The sequence below is a fragment of the Allorhizocola rhizosphaerae genome, assembly GCF_003426775.1.
In the GTDB taxonomy this organism is placed as follows: domain Bacteria; phylum Actinomycetota; class Actinomycetes; order Mycobacteriales; family Micromonosporaceae; genus Allorhizocola; species Allorhizocola rhizosphaerae.
Map to the genome: position 1 here is coordinate 26,604 of NZ_QJUG01000058.1, position 14,855 is coordinate 41,458.

The following is a 14,855-nucleotide window of genomic DNA, read 5'->3' on the forward strand; positions in this document are numbered from 1 at the left end:
TGCTGGCGTGCGTGTCGGAACTGACCTTCATGACCCCGGCGGCCACCTGGGACGAGGCGTCGCCGGTCGGCAACGGCCGCCTCGGTGCGATGGTGCACGGCGGCTTCCCGCTCGAACGGATCGGCCTCAACGAGGACACGTTCTGGTCGGGACCGGCCGACACCGAGCCGCCGGTCATCCGCGCCGGCCTGCTCGAACAGGTGCGCGAGCTGGTGCGGTCCGGGCGAGCGGTCGCGGCCGGCGACCTGCTCCGGCAGACCCAGGGCGGCGACGCCGAGGCTTTCCAACCGGTGGGCGATCTCGAAATTCTGCATCTGGTACCGGATGAGCCCGCGGTCTCCTATCGCCGATCGCTGAATCTGCGCGACGGTGTCGCACACGTCGACCGGGATCGACTACATCAGCAGGTGCTCAGCAGCGTTGACCATCAGGTGGTGGCGGTCCGGCTGGAGACCGACGATCCGGCCGGCCTGCACGTCAAGCTGCGCTGGGTCACACCACAGCAGCGCGCGAGCATCCGCGCGATCGGATCCGACGGCCTCGCCCTGCTCCTCGCGGCGCCCCGGCACATCGTGCCCAATGCCGGAGTCGTCTTCGACGACGACCGGCACTCCATCCGGGCCGCAGCACTGTTGCATGTGGACTCCGACGGCGACACGGTGGTCGAAGACGGCACCGTCATCGTCCGCGGCGCCACCGGCATCACCGTCTACATCGCCGTCCGCACAGGTTTCGAAGGCTGGGACAGACCGCCCGTTCGCGACTCCGAAGCATGCCTCGCGCTGTGCGCACAAGACGTGTCGGCTGCTCGCACGGCTGGCTGGCACGCGATTCGTTCGGCGCACGTTGCCGAGCATCGCGCGCTGATGGACCGGGTCACGCTCACCCTCGACACGCCGGAGGATCGCACGGATCTGCCGACCGACATGCGGCTGCGGCGGCGCGCCAACGGTGAGCCAGACGAGCAACTCGCCGTGCTCGCGTTCGCGTTTGGGCGCTACCTGCTGGCCGCCTCGTCCCGCCCTGGCACACAGGCGACACACCTGCAGGGCCTGTGGAACCGCTGGGTGACCCCGCCCTGGAACTGCGACTACACCGTCAACATCAACACCGAGATGAACTACTGGCCCGCCGAGACCACCGCGCTGGCCGAATGCCACGAGCCCCTGCTGCGCTTGGTGGCCGAGCTGGCACAGGCCGGACAGGAGACCGCGCGGGCCATCTACGGCGCCAGGGGCTGGACCTGCCACCACAACACGGACCTCTGGCGGATCACCGTGCCGGTCGGCCGGGGACTCGGCGATCCAATGTGGTCACAGTGGCCGATGGGCGGCGCCTGGCTCGTCACCCATCTGGCCGAGCACTGGCGCTTCGGCCGCGATCTCGGCTTCCTCGCCGAGGCTCTCCCGATCGCGACCGGCGCGGCGCTGTTCGTGCTCGACCTCCTCGTCGAAAACGCGGACGGTCAGCTGGTCACGTCGCCCTCGACCAGCCCGGAAAACCAGTTCCACACCGACGATGGCCCGGCCAGTGTCGATATCGGTACGGCAATGGACCGCACGCTGGCCCGGGAACTGTTCGAGTTCCTCATCGAGGCCGAAACAGCGCTCGAATCCGCCGGACGCTTGGTGCCACCCGACACGAAGGCCGCCATCAAAGAGGCCCGCGAGGCCCTCCCCCGCCTCGCTCCCCTCCAGATCGGCGCACAGGGCCAAATCCTGGAATGGTCAGCCGAATACCCCGAGGTCGAACCGCGCCACCGCCACGTCTCCCACCTCGTGGGCATCTACCCTGGACGCGTCGCTACGGCCGACCCAAAACTCCACGCGGCAGCACGCCGCTCACTCGAACTACGCCGAGACGCCGGCACCGGATGGTCCATCGCTTGGAAAATCGGCCTCTGGGCCCGGCTCGGCGACGGTGATGCCGCACACCGGCTGATCGGCGAATACCTGACCCCCGTCGAATACGACTCGTCCGGCCACGGCGGTGTTTATCCGTCCCTGCTCTGCGCACATCCGCCGTTCCAGATCGACGGCAACTTCGGTGTCACGGCGGCGATCGCCGAAATGCTTGTGCAAAGCCACGGCATCGACGACGGCCTCCCGGTCATCGACATCCTGCCCGCCCTGCCCGCCCAATGGCCGTCCGGTCGCGTCACCGGCCTGCGCGCCCGCGGTGGGATCACCATCGTCGACCTCACCTGGTCCGACGGCGCCCCGACCAGCCTCGTGCTCAGCGCCACCACCGACACCAGCGTCATAGTCCGCTGGCACGACCACACCCACAGCCCTCACGAACACCACCTCACCCTTACCCCCACCCTCGTCCCCGTCCTCCCGCGGCACTAACTTCATGATCAACCTCATTGGCCGGTCAACGCGGCACGCCACGACTCCACTGTGGACACCCCAGAGTTCTTGGGTTCGGGATTACTGAAGCGATCCCTACGTCGAACTGGAGCGGTGGTGGGCTTGATGTGCTTGCGCATTGGTTTTGCGTTCAGAAACCCGAGGCGATGAACGACCAGTTCTGCGGGAATCCGATGTCCGCCAGCCACGTGACGGCTTGGGGTGGGAAGTCGGGCCAGGTGCGCAGCGCTTCATGCCGCCGGTTGAGCCTGCGGTCGAGGAAGCGTTGTGTGCGGATGAGCCCGTCGGTGGCTTCGGCGGGTGTCATTGCGCCGCGTGCGGCTGCTGCCGCGTATTCATCGAGGTCGAGGACGCGGTAGGGGTGGTCAGGAGGTCCGACGATGACGTCGATCCACAGGTCTTCGACGATCACCTCGTCATTCGCTTCGGTCACCCTGACCAGATCGCAGTACCACCAGCCTTGTTGCTCAGCGGGGAAGATGACCGGCTGGTTGATCTGGAACCCGTCGTCGAGCAGGACGAAGCTGCGCTGTCGGTAGTGTGTTCCGTTCAGCTCGAATCCCCAGTCATAGACGATCACATCGTCGAGCCGGCGTCCTTCGGCACGCACTCTGTGGTCGCGGATGACCGTCACACGAGTCAGCGCCGCTGCGGGGTCGTCAGTCACGGCACGCAGCTTCCCATGGTTGCTCTCAAGCTCGCATCGGCTATTGCGTGGGCCCGTTGAAGTCGGGGTGGCCGACGGTTTTGAGCTGTTGGGACTCAGCCCGAACAAGCGGCGGCCGGTGCAGCGTCATCGCGACCTTCCCCATCACCGACCGGCCGCCTGCCGGCTGCCGCGCGCCTGCTGGCGTGTGGGTGCGTTGAGGCGGTTGAAGGCGTTGGTGACGGCGATGTTGAGCAGCAGCCCTGCGAGCTCCCTCTGGTCGAAGTACTTGGCGGCCATATCCCAGACCTCATCTGGTACGGCGTCGGGCCTGTCGGCGAGCCGGGTGACCGCCTCGGTCAGGGCCAGCGCCGCGCGTTCCTCGTCGCTGAACCAGGGTGTCTCGCGCCATGCGGCGACGGTGTCGACCTGTTCGTCGGTGGCGCCGTGCATGCGCAACTGCTGGGCGCCCCCGGCCACGCACGGGCTGCAGCCGTTGATCTGGCTGGCCCGCAGATGGCTCAGCGCCAGCAGTTTGCCGTCCACGCCGCAGCCTTGAACGGCGTGGTTCACGGCGATCAGTGCCTGCATCGCCTCGGGGATCAGGATCGCGGGGTTCGGCATGCGCTCGATTGACATGGCTTGCTCCTTAGCCGTGCGTGCGTGGTGACGAGAGTCATCCGACCACCAGCAGGCCCCGGCGCGCTCCCTCCATGGGACACCGTGGGACAGACGAGACAAGGTCTAGCAGCGGAAACGCGGCTGAGCGCGGTCATCGTGGGCTGGGACGGGGTACCGTGTTGCAGGTGTCGAGGGTCCAAGATCGCCTGGTCGCCCAGCTCACCAAGCTGAAGGAGCTGAGCGGGCTCAGCCTGCGCAACCTCGCGCGCCAGTCGGGCCTGAGCAGTTCGTCCCTGTCTCGCTACCTGACCGGCCAACTGGTGCCGCCGTGGGAAGCCGTGGTGGCGCTGTGCCGGGTCGTGGGCCGCGATCCCCGCCCGCTGCGGGCGTTGTGGGCTGAGGCGTCCAAGGCGGGAGCGGCACCGGCCCCGCGCAGGAATGACCTTCCGGCCGACCTGTTGGACTTCACCGGACGCGAGGCGGAGTCGGCGCGGGTGGCGCAGCTGCTGCGCACCACCGGCGCGGTCGTGATCGACGGCATGGCGGGCGTGGGAAAGACAAGCCTCGCCGTGCATGTCGCGCACCGGCTCGCTCCGTCCTTTCCAGACGGTGCGATTTGCCTTGACCTCCAAGGCTTCACGCCCGGCCAGGAGCCACTGGAGCCGTCGGCCGCACTGGGGCGGTTGCTGGGCGCGCTCGGTGTCTCACATCCCCCGGCCGACGCGACCGAGCGTGCCGCACTCTGGCGCTCGGAACTGTCCCGTCGGCGGGCGCTGGTCGTGCTCGACAACGCGGTGGACGCGGAGCACGTGCGTCCGCTCCTCCCAGGAGCGGGGAAGTCCGCGGTTCTGGTCACCAGCCGAAACCGGTTGGTCGACCTCGACGCACTCGCGCCGGTCTCGCTGGAGCCACTGCCCAATGAGGACGCGGCGTCGCTGTTCGGCCGGGCGTCCGGGGTCGACCTGACCGAACCGGAGGCGGTCACTCAGGTGCTGCGGCAGTGCGGCGGGCTTCCGCTGGCGCTGCGGATGGCGGGGGCCAGGCTTCGCCACCGTCCGGGTTGGACAATCGCGGTGCTTGCCGAGCGGTTGCGCGACAACGCCGGCCGGTTCGACTCCGTGTTCGGCATGTCGCTGCACCAGCTCGATGCCGTGCAGCGCCGTGTTTTCCGGTTACTCGGAATTTTTCCCGGTACCGATTTCGACGCGGCGGCGGCCTGCGCGCTCACTGACCTGACCCCCGACCGCGTCAACGCCGCACTCGAAGAATTGGTGGACGCGCATTTGGTACAAGAGCCATCCCCCGGCCGATACCGGCTGCACGACCTGATCCGGCGCTACGCGGCCGACCTCGCCGCCGAGGAGGAGCCAGACCCCGACGCCGCCCTGCAGCGGGTGCTGAACCACTATCTGGCGCAGGCCGTCGCCCGCGATCGGATGCTGCCGCTCCAGCAGCGCAAGGAGACCTCACCTGGCGACCCGGCCAAGGCCATGGCGTGGTTCGACCTCGAATATCCCAACCTGATCGCCTGCTTCGACACGGCGGTGCGGCTCGGCGCGGACGAGGTGGTGGCCGAGCTGCCGCAGACCATGCGAGCCTGGTTCTTCCGGCACCGCGGCACCGACGACCAGCTGCGCCTGCTGGACGCAGCCGCGGCCGCAGCCGCACGCCTCGGCCGCGACCAGCAGCGGGCCTCGCTGCTCATGGACCTCGGCTTCGCCCGCGCCGCGGCCGGACGTCTCGCGGAGGCACTCGCCGCCTACGAACTGGCCGGACAGTCCGGTTTGGACGACGACCAACTCGCCGCCGCGCTCGCCCTGCGCACCGGCTTCGTACTGCGTGATCTCGGCGACCTCGAAGCCGCACAGGCTCAATTCCGGCTGGCACAAGGTTTGTTCGAGAAGACGGGAAATCGCGGTGGGCGGTCCCAGGCGCTGGCCTTCGACGGATGGGTGACCCTGCACCTCGGCCGGCCGCAGGAAGCCGCCGAACTCGCCCGTGCCTCAGTGGCGCTGGCCGATGGGCCCGCCCGGATAACCGGGCTGGGCACACTCGGTGTCACGCTGGCGTCGGAAGACCCGGCAGAGTCGCTGAGAACGCTGCACGAGGCTTTGCAACTGGCAGAGCTGCCGCACAACAAGGCCTGGTGCCACAACAATCTCGCGGTGGCGCTTCGCATCATGGGCTCGCTCGGCGAGGCACTCGAACACCATCGACAGGCCTTCGAGTTGCTGGAGCCACTTGCCGAGGCGCAACTTGAGTTCGAGTTTCTGCATGCCTATGCCGAGACGTGCCGCGCGGCGGGTCGTCACGATGAGGCACTCGCATCGCACGAGCGCGCCCTCTCGCTGGCACAAAAGCTCGGGCGAGAGCCGGCCAAAGCCGGCTCCCCCGAAGAGTCCGCCACCTAGGGGTTCAGCGCACCGCCTGCTTCACGAGGGCGGCGACCTTCTTCTCGCCGGCCGCGGTCAACGCCGGCAGGGCGAACGAAGTGGCCCACATGGCACCGTCATCGAGCTTGGCCACATCACTGAAACAGAGCGTCGCGTACCGCGTCTTGAATTTGTCCGCGGGCTGGAAGTGGCACACAATCTTGCCGTCCTTCGCATACGCGGGCATCCCATACCACAGCTTCGCCGTCAGCGACGGTGCACTGGCCTTGATGATGGCGTGCAGCCGCTCACCGATGGCCCGGTCCGACTCCGGCATCTCAGCCAGCTTCGCCAGCACCTCAGCCTCGGTGTCCACCTTGGCACCGCGCGGGCGCCGGGCAGCCGCCTTCAGCTCCTTGGCGCGCTCCTTCATCGCACTGCGCTCCGCGTCGGTGAACCCGTCATAGGTCTCGGCGGTCTTCGTCGTGGCCATGTCATGTCTCCTTCATCGCTGTCTTCCTGACAGGAGCCATCTGACCACCGGCCCGGCAACCCCCGCACCGTCCGTGGGACACCATGGGACACCCGTCACACCGCCTACCTGCACAAACAACCACTCACCAGCGCGGCCCAGCTTGGGACAGCTGGGTGGCAACCCTGGCACGGCCTCCGGGTTTGCCGTCCCGCAGTTGCCAGAAGGCACGACAAGGCGGCTGGGCAGGATGATCGCCGCAGCATGAACTGCGGGCAGGGGCGGCGGCCGATGCCCATGCCGCGCCCGAGAGGTCGTCGACGCGTTCTTCGCGGCGGCCGCGGACTGACCGCCCCAGCCTGGCCGGCCAGCTCGTGCCGTCATGGGGTCGCGTGACCGCATGACAAAATCGGCCGGGTGCAGATCGGGATGCTTGGCCCATTCGAGGTTCGTACGGACGACGGCGTCCTAGCCGACGTGCCGGGCGCCCGGTTGCGTGGACTGCTGATCGCCCTCGCGCTCGAACCGGGCCACGTCGTCTCGAAGACGGCGCTCGTCGACTGGATCTGGGGTGAGCACCCGCCCTCCGACGCGGCGAATGCCTTGCAACGCTTGGTTTCCCGGCTGCGCAAGGCGCTGCCGGACGGGTTGGTCGAGGGCCACACGAACGGCTACCGGCTCACGGTGGAGCCAGACGCCGTCGACGCCGTGCGGTTCGAACGCCTCATCGCCCAGGCCCGCGATGACGACGATCCGCTGCGGCTCCGGCGGCTGCGCGAGGCCCTCGCGTTGTGGCGCGGTGCGGCCATGCAAGACGTCGGTCTGCAGGACAGTGCGGCGTTTGACGCGGCGGTCACCCGGCTCGACGGGCTACGCCTGACCGCCATGGAGGATCGGTTCGATGCGGAAATCAGCCTCGGCCACGGTGCGAAGCTGGTCACGGAACTGACCGATCTGGTCGCCGCCCATCCGGTACGGGAACGGCTGATCGCTGCGCTGATGCGTGCCCTCGCCGCGACCGGTCGCGACACCGAAGCGCTGCTCGTGTATCAGCGCACCAGGGAAGCCCTGGCCGACACGTTGGGCGTCGACCCCTCACCGGAGCTGTCCGCACTGCACGTCGCGCTGCTGCGGGGCGAGTTGGGACGGCGGGAGGAGGACCGGAAGTCCAACCTGCGGGCCGAGCTGACCAGTTTCGTCGGCAAGGACGCCGATGTCGCCGCCGTCCGCGAACTCATCGCCGAACATCGGCTCACCACCCTGATCGGGCCGGGCGGCTCGGGAAAGACCAGACTGGCCACCGAGACCGCGCGCACGCTGCTCGGCGACCTGCCGGACGGGGTCTGGCTGGTGGAGCTCGCCGCCATCGGCGCGGACGGTGACGTGGCGCATTCGACGCTCGCCGCGCTCGGCCTGCGGGACGCGCTGCTCGGCGAGGCACCGGACGCGGAGCCGACGGCTCGGGTCATTGCCGCGGTCCGTGAGCGGGCGATGTTGCTGATTCTGGACAACTGCGAGCATGTGATCGAGTCCGCGGCGGCATTCGCCCATCGGGTGCTCGGGGAGTGCCGGAGGCTGCGAATCCTCGCGACGAGCCGGGAACCGCTCGGCATCATCGGTGAGGCGCTGTGGCCGGTCGCGCCGTTGAGCCTGCCCGCAGACGACGCCGACCCCGGCGAGATCGAGTCCTCGCCGGCCGTCCGGCTGCTGCGGGACCGTGCCGGCGCGGTGCGCAAGGATCTCGCGATTGACGCCGACACATTGGGGACCATGGCGCGCGTTTGCCGGGCGCTGGACGGGATGCCGCTGGCGATCGAGCTCGCCGCGGCAAGGCTGCGCACCATGCCCCTGGATCAGCTCGCCAATCGGCTCGACGACCGGTTCCGCCTGCTGACCGGCGGCAGCCGGACCGCGCTGCCGCGGCACAGGACGCTGCGTGCGGTGATCGACTGGAGCTGGGAACTGCTCACCGACGCCGAACGGATCGTGCTGCGCAGGCTCTCGGTGTTCTCCGGTGGCGCGAGCCTGGAAGCGGCCGAGCGGGTCTGCGCGGGCGATGCGGTCGAGGCGGGGCAGGTGCTGGATTTGCTGACCGCGCTGACCGAAAAGTCGCTGGTGCTCGCCGAGGGCGATCTGGCGCCGCGCTACCGGATCCTCGGCACCATCAAGGAGTATGCCGCCCACCGCCTCACCGAAGCATGGGAATCGGATCTGGTACGCCGTGCGCATCTCGCGTATTTCACCGAGCTCGCCGAAACCGCGGAGCCGCATTTCCGCCGCGCCGAGCAACTCGAATGGCTTGCCGCGCTTGGGATCGAGCACGACAACATCGTTGCCGCGATGCGCGGTGCGATCGCGGCGGGCGAGGCGCAAGGGGCGATGCGGCTCGCTGCGTCCGCCGGCTGGTACTGGTGGCTCGGCGGGCACAAGGTTGAGGGCAACGAGCTGATCACGGCAGCCGCTACCGTGCCCGGCGAGGTGGCCGACGAGCTTCGGGCCGTGGCGTACGTGTTCCTCGTGTCGTTCATGGCCTCCGGGCAGCACAGTGATCAGTTCCAAGCGGCGGATTGGATCCACCAGGCTTACGAAATCAGCCGGCGTGTTCAGGGCCGTCACCCGGCGCTGGGGTTCATCGTCCCGCTGGAACGCATGGTGAACGCGCCGGACGAGGCCCTGCCCGCGTTCGAATCACTGCTCACTGAAGAGGACCCCTGGGTACGAGCACTGGCCCGGCTGCACCTCGGCAAGATGCGGATCATTCTGGGCCACGACGGCCGGGATGCGGACGCATACCTTGAGACAGCGCTCACCGAGTTCCGCGCGATCGGCGAACGGTGGGGGATTTCGTTCGCTCTGGCCGAGCTGGCGGACCGCATCGCCGCGCGCGGCGAGTTCGCCGGTGCGTGCGAGTACTACGAGCAGGCGATCGCGGTCGTCACCGAGTTCGGTGCCATCGAGGATGTCGTGCGGATGCGGTCGCGACAGGCCCAGCTGTACTGGCTGTTGGGCGACGAGGGCTCCAGCGCGGCCGCCATGGCGCAGGCGCAGCGGTCCGCGGAACGAGTCGCCTGGCCGAATGCGCTGGCCGAGCTGGCCCTGACGAAGGCGGAGCTCGCGCGCTGGGGCGGCGACACCGAGCAGGCACACCGGCAACTCGACGTCGCGACAGCGATGCTGGGCGACGACGCCGAGCGGGCAAACGTCCGCGCGGTAACGCACGACCTGCTCGGTTACCTTGCCGAGGATCTCGACCAGGCCCACGAACACCGAGTGGCGGCCTTCGAGGCGGCGTCCGGGGTGGGGCACGCGCCCCTGATCGCGCAGATCCTCGTCGGGGTCGCGGACCTGGCACTACGCCGTGGCCAGTACGAGCAGGCGGTGCGGCTGCTCGCGGCCAGCGCCCGCGTACGCGGTCTACAGGATCGTTCCCAACCGGATGTGGACCGGATCGAAAAGGCGGCACGGCGTCGCCTCGGTGACACGCGGTTCACCGAGGCGACGCGGGAGGGGGCGCAGGCGAGCTGGCGTGAGTTGGTCGCGGTCAGCCTCGCTTGTTGAACTTCGCCCGTGCCCACAGGTAACCGACGACAGCGATCCCGACGCACCAGGCGATCGCGGCGATCGTGTGGCCGGTCGACGGTGTGCCGTTGAAGAACCCGCGCAAGGCTTCGATGATCGGCGTGAAGGGCTGATACTCCGCGAACTCCCGGGCTCCGGGACCCATCTTCTCCGCCGGAACGATCGCGCTGCTCAGGAACGGCAGCATGATCAGCGGCACGGTGGCGAAACCCGCGGATTCCAGGGTTTTCGCGGCCAATCCCATGGCGATGGTGAGCCAGCCGACCGCGAATACCGTCAGCAGTAGGATTCCGATCGCGCCGAGCCAGTGCGCGAAAGTCGCGGACGGACTGAAGCCCATCAGGAAGGCCACCCCGATGATGGCCGCCAGGGCCACGGCAGTGCGCACCACGGTGGACACGACATGACCGGTCAATACCGCGCTACGGGAGACATCCATCACCTTGAACCGGTTGATGATGCCTTTCGTCATGTCCGAGTTCACGGCCGTCGCCGTGGCGCTGAGCCCGTATCCGACGGTCATCATGAGCATGCCCGGTGTCGCATAATCGATGTAGTCGACGCCAACGCTGAAAGCGTCGCCGAACACGTACACGAAAATCAACATCATCACGATCGGCAGCAAGATCGCATTGAACAGCGCGACCGGGTACCGAACGGTGTGTTTGAAGTTGCGACGCAACATGATCGCCGCATCGGTCAACGGCGCCGAAGTGGTACTCATTGGGCGTTAGCCTCCACACTTGAGTGGCCGGTCAGGGCAAGGAAAACATCGTCGAGGTCCGGCGTGTGCACGGAGAACTCCTCGACGTCAATCGCATACTCATCAAGCCGTTCCAGCAGGGTCCGCAACGACTTCACCCCGCCGTCGCCGGGCACCCGCAGGGTCAGGTTCTCGTCATCCGGTGTGGAGTTGGTCAGCAGCCGCGCCGCCGCGGCCAGCCGCGCGGCGTCGGGGAACCGGAGCCGGACGTGGCCGCCGGGAATCTGCCGCTTGAGCTCGTCGGGGGTGCCCTCGGCAACCAGTTTGCCCTGGTCGAGCACTGCGATCTGGTCGGCGAGCCGATCGGCTTCCTCCAGATACTGGGTCGTGAGGAAGATGGTCATCCCGTCGGCCACCAACTCGCGAACGATGTCCCACATCATCCGGCGGCTGCGCGGATCCAGGCCCGTGGTCGGCTCGTCCAGGAAAATGATCTGCGGCCTGCCGACCAGCGTCATCGCCAGATCCAGTTTCCGGCGCATGCCCCCGGAGTAGGTCGCCGCCATCTTGCGCGCCGACTCCTTCAGATCGAACCGGTTCAGCAGGTGCTCGACGACCCGCTTGCCCTCGCTGCCTCGCAAGTGCTGCAGATCCGCCATCAACCGCAGGTTCTCTTCCCCGGTCAGCAGATCGTCCACCGCCGCGAACTGACCGGTGACCCCGATCGCCGCGCGCACCGCCTTGGTCTCGGACGCGATGTCATAGCCGGCAACGCGCACCGTCCCGGCGTCGGCCTTCAACAACGTGGTCAGTACGTTCACCGTCGTGGTCTTGCCGGCCCCGTTCGGGCCGAGCAGGGAGAAAACAGTGCCCGCTCGGACATTCAGGTCGATGCCGTCAAGGACGATTTTTTCTTGGTACGCCTTCCGGAGCCCGGAAGCCGCGATCGCCAAATTTGTCACGCCATCACTGTCATCGGCCGGCCTGACACGGACCTGCCCTCACCCTGACACGGCTCCTGACACGGCGTCCCGATCGGAACCCGCGAGGCGGTCCGGGTCTATCGAGACTTTCGGCCGGGGTCTTCGCCGGCCGGCGGCCTGGCTGCTGTTGCGGCCGCTTCGAAAGAAGTGTCGTCATCACCGATGACAACCCGGGCGGAAGGTCGTCTGTGTATGCATCCGACCTGACACCGAGGAGACACAACCATGACCGCCGTACCCCCGATCGTCGACCGCGCCGCCTGGCTGGAGCAGGTCGCTGAGCTGCGCAAGCGCGAGAAGGCCCACACCCGCGAGGGCGACGCGATCGCCGCCGCCCGCAGACGGCTACCGATGGTTGAGGTCGACCCCTCGGCCAAGCTCGTTGGCGCCGGCGGGGAGGTAACCCTGCTCGACGCTTTCGAGGGCCGTTCACAACTGTTCGTGTCATACCACATGTGGCACACCGGCCGTGCCGCCGCCGGCCAGTGCGAGGGCTGCACGTCCAACACCGGACACGTACTCGAGCTTGGCTACCTGCACTCGCGCGGCGTCACCTTCGCCGTCTTCTGTCAGGGTCCGTTCGAGGAGAGCAACCGGTACCGGGAGTTCATGGGCTGGGAGATGCCGTGGTACTCGGTGCCCCAGGCGTCCGTCGAACAGCTCGTCGCCGGGCGGCACTTCGGGATGAAGTGCTGCTACCTGCGCGAGGGCGACCGTGTCTTCGAGACCTACTGGACGACCGGGCGCGGCTGCGAGCCGATGGGCAGCTCCTACGCGATGCTCGACATGACCGTCTACGGCCGTCAGGAGACCTGGGAGGACTCGCCCGAGGGCTGGCCGAAGCGCTTCGACTCCAACCGCCCCGGCGACGCGTTCCGCCTCGACGGACGGCCGATCTCGCAGTGGTCGCGGATCGCCGCCGGCCGCTCCGACGACCTCGGCGCTTCACCTGTGGCCGACGCTGGGCAGCATTGTCATTGAGGGCAGTTCGATCCGGACGGCGAGCGAAGGCGGGTGAGTAGGTCACCGGACCCGGGGTCAGTCGTCGATTGCCTGGTAGACAGCGGTCCAGAAGTCGTTCCACATCGGCAGCCTCGGATCGCCCGCGTGCGCCCGCTGCATGATGAAGATCGTTGTCATGTCCTCGGCCGGATCGTTGTACCAGGCAGTGCCGTACTTGCCGGACCATCCGTAGCTGCCGGCCGAGGGTCCCAGGTGCGTGCGGCGGGTGCGGACCATCATCCCGAAGCCCCAGCTCGTGGTATCGAAGTACCCCGGCCAGAACCCGGACACCACCTTCTGCGCCGGGGTCAGGTGATCGCTGGTCATCAGCGAAACCGACGGCCGCGACAGCACGCGCTCGCCGCGGTAGGTACCGCCCGCGAGCAGTGCCGAGGCGAAGGCGAGATAGTCCTCGGCGGTCGAGACGAGCCCGCCGCCACCTCCTTCGAACACCGGCGGCCGGCTCCACTGCCCGTCAGGGCCGTCTTCGACGACCAGCTCACCGGTCGCGGCAGCGTCGCGCTCGTACGCCGTAGCGAACCGGCCGAGGCTCTCGCCGCGCACGATGAAGGCCGTGTCCTTCATCCCGAGCGGGTCGCAGATCCGCTCGCGCAAGGCATCCCCCAAAGACATGCCAGTGGCCCGCGCGATCAGCACGCCCGTCACGTCGGCGCCGGTGTCGTACATCCACCGCTCACCCGGCTGGTGGACCAGCGGCAGCGCGCCGAGCCGGCGCAACCACTCGTCCGGCGGCGGCGCGCCGATAGCCTCCAGCGCGTCGGAGATCGGGATCGTCCCCGGCTCGGCAGGGACCATGCCGGTGCCGAGAGTGAAGGTCAGCAGATCCCGCAGCGTGATCGGGCGTTTCGCCGCAACGGTGTCTTCCAAGGGCCCGTCGGGATCGGCGAGCACGGTCATGTCCGCCAGCTCCGGCAGCAGCGCGTCGACCGGGTCATCCAGGCGCAGGGTGCAGTCCTCGACGAGCGTCATCGCACACGCGGCGACGATCGGCTTGGTCATCGAGGCCACGCGACAGACCGTGTCGCCGGCCATCGCCGTCCTCGACCCTTCGCCATCGAACGCGAGATTGCCCGCTGCTTCGATGTGCACCTCGCCGTGGCGAGCCAGGACGGCCACCACACCCGGCACGAAGCCGGAGTCGACGTGACGCTCGAGCAGCTCTCGCACCCGAACCAGCCGTTTCGCCGAGAAGCCACCAGTAGTCACGGTCTCCCCCTCATCTCGTCCGTTCGCAAGTTACACGGTGCGCAAGGACGTTGATCGGGAGACCCGGCCGGGTAGTGCCGCTCATCTGCGGATGCGGATGTCCACGGATCCAGACGGCGACTGGCCGATACCCGTGGCGCGGGCTGGGCACTGTCACCCTGGTCCCGGCGCACCGTGGCCGGGTCCTGGGCCGGATGAACGCACCCCGGCCGGCCGCTTCCGGCCCACCTCGGATTGGCTTCGCCCAACCCCATCTGAACCGCTCGCACGCTGGGCCAGATTGGACGAGGCCGATCCCGGGTAACCAGGCCACTGACCCTGAGTATTCGCCCCCTGAAGGAGCACCTCCAGTGATCGCCATTCTCGCCGCAGTACTGTTCGGGCTCGCGCTTTTGCTCCAGTTGACCAGCACGAGCTTCGGCACCGTCATCACCGCCGCCACCCTGACCACCGCCGGGCTGCTATGCGTGGCCTTACATCTGGCCGGCGTCGCCACCGCCATTCCCCGCTACCGCCGCCGATGAAATAAGCGATGTGCGGGGCACGACGGTCACGGCAACACGCGTGACCGGCGGCAGTGGCCTGGCAGTCGAATATTGCCCGCATCGGCCCCACACCGCGACAGCGGCACGCGGCGGTCACGTTCAGCCACAGGGTCTTCGCCAAGCCATGAAGCTGCTGTCGCTCGACCGCGGTGACCGGCTGGCCACCGCACCAATACTGCAGATCAGCCCGTACCAGGAGGCACCATGCGCATCGGAGCAGTCATCGCCGTCATTTGGCTGATCATCGGCCTGGTAGCGGCGGGCCAGCGCGGATACTTCAGCGGCTCGGAGAAAAACTGTGCCGACGCCGGAAACACCATTCTCACCGTCATC

General features: G+C 68.1%; 11 protein-coding genes. 5 read left to right on the forward strand and 6 right to left on the reverse strand.

What is annotated here, in order from left to right; translation table 11 throughout:
• The first annotated feature begins 11 nt into the window (after positions 1 to 11).
• On the forward strand, positions 12 to 2,351 hold the full coding sequence (locus DM816_RS14890) for a glycoside hydrolase family 95 protein (protein WP_162907485.1): 2,340 nt from the start codon (positions 12 to 14) through the stop codon (positions 2,349 to 2,351).
• 151 nt (positions 2,352 to 2,502) lie between these two features.
• On the opposite strand, the gene DM816_RS14895 is transcribed toward DM816_RS14890, so the two are convergent.
• Both DM816_RS14895 and DM816_RS14900 read right to left on the reverse strand, forming a co-directional pair.
• A complete protein-coding gene (locus DM816_RS14895; RefSeq protein ID WP_162907486.1) occupies positions 2,503 to 3,039 on the reverse strand; it encodes a ribonuclease FAU-1 family protein in 537 nt (178 codons plus the stop codon).
• Positions 3,040 to 3,183: 144 nt separating this feature from the next.
• Positions 3,184 to 3,657: a carboxymuconolactone decarboxylase family protein gene (locus DM816_RS14900; protein ID WP_117210827.1), complete on the reverse strand. Its 474-nt coding sequence runs from the start codon at positions 3,655 to 3,657 to the stop codon at positions 3,184 to 3,186.
• A 167-nt stretch (positions 3,658 to 3,824) separates the two neighbouring features.
• Here DM816_RS14900 and DM816_RS14905 point away from each other — a divergent pair, with 167 nt between their 5' ends.
• Positions 3,825 to 6,050, forward strand: a complete 2,226-nt coding sequence (locus DM816_RS14905; RefSeq protein ID WP_246001947.1) for an ATP-binding protein — start codon at positions 3,825 to 3,827, stop codon at positions 6,048 to 6,050.
• Between the two features lie 4 nt (positions 6,051 to 6,054).
• On the opposite strand, the gene DM816_RS14910 is transcribed toward DM816_RS14905, so the two are convergent.
• Complete coding sequence (locus DM816_RS14910; RefSeq protein ID WP_117210829.1) at positions 6,055 to 6,504, reverse strand: iron chaperone; 450 nt, start codon at positions 6,502 to 6,504, stop codon at positions 6,055 to 6,057.
• A 396-nt stretch (positions 6,505 to 6,900) separates the two neighbouring features.
• On the opposite strand from DM816_RS14910, the gene DM816_RS14915 reads away from it, so the two are divergent.
• The gene (locus DM816_RS14915) at positions 6,901 to 10,041 is read left to right on the forward strand and encodes an ATP-binding protein (protein ID WP_117210830.1); all 3,141 of its coding nucleotides are present in this window, start codon (positions 6,901 to 6,903) and stop codon (positions 10,039 to 10,041) included.
• On the opposite strand, the gene DM816_RS14920 is transcribed toward DM816_RS14915, so the two are convergent.
• Together DM816_RS14920 and DM816_RS14925 are read right to left on the reverse strand one after the other, a co-directional pair.
• The gene (locus DM816_RS14920) at positions 10,025 to 10,786 is read right to left on the reverse strand and encodes an ABC transporter permease (protein WP_117210831.1); all 762 of its coding nucleotides are present in this window, start codon (positions 10,784 to 10,786) and stop codon (positions 10,025 to 10,027) included. The genes DM816_RS14915 and DM816_RS14920 overlap by 17 nt on opposite strands.
• Positions 10,783 to 11,727, reverse strand: coding sequence for an ATP-binding cassette domain-containing protein (locus tag DM816_RS14925; RefSeq protein ID WP_117210832.1), 945 nt, complete (start codon positions 11,725 to 11,727; stop codon positions 10,783 to 10,785). Before DM816_RS14925 ends, DM816_RS14920 begins: the two co-directional genes overlap by 4 nt.
• Positions 11,728 to 11,973: 246 nt before the next feature.
• Here DM816_RS14925 and DM816_RS14930 point away from each other — a divergent pair, with 246 nt between their 5' ends.
• Positions 11,974 to 12,729, forward strand: a complete 756-nt coding sequence (locus tag DM816_RS14930; protein ID WP_117210833.1) for a DUF899 domain-containing protein — start codon at positions 11,974 to 11,976, stop codon at positions 12,727 to 12,729.
• A gap of 57 nt (positions 12,730 to 12,786) precedes the next feature.
• Here the strand turns inward: DM816_RS14930 and DM816_RS14935 are convergent, their stop codons facing one another.
• A complete protein-coding gene (locus DM816_RS14935; RefSeq protein ID WP_117210834.1) occupies positions 12,787 to 13,977 on the reverse strand; it encodes a serine hydrolase domain-containing protein in 1,191 nt (396 codons plus the stop codon).
• A 350-nt stretch (positions 13,978 to 14,327) separates the two neighbouring features.
• Between DM816_RS14935 and DM816_RS42570 the strand changes: the two genes are divergently transcribed.
• The gene (locus tag DM816_RS42570) at positions 14,328 to 14,501 is read left to right on the forward strand and encodes a hypothetical protein (RefSeq protein ID WP_117215887.1); all 174 of its coding nucleotides are present in this window, start codon (positions 14,328 to 14,330) and stop codon (positions 14,499 to 14,501) included.
• Positions 14,502 to 14,855 lie beyond the last annotated feature (354 nt).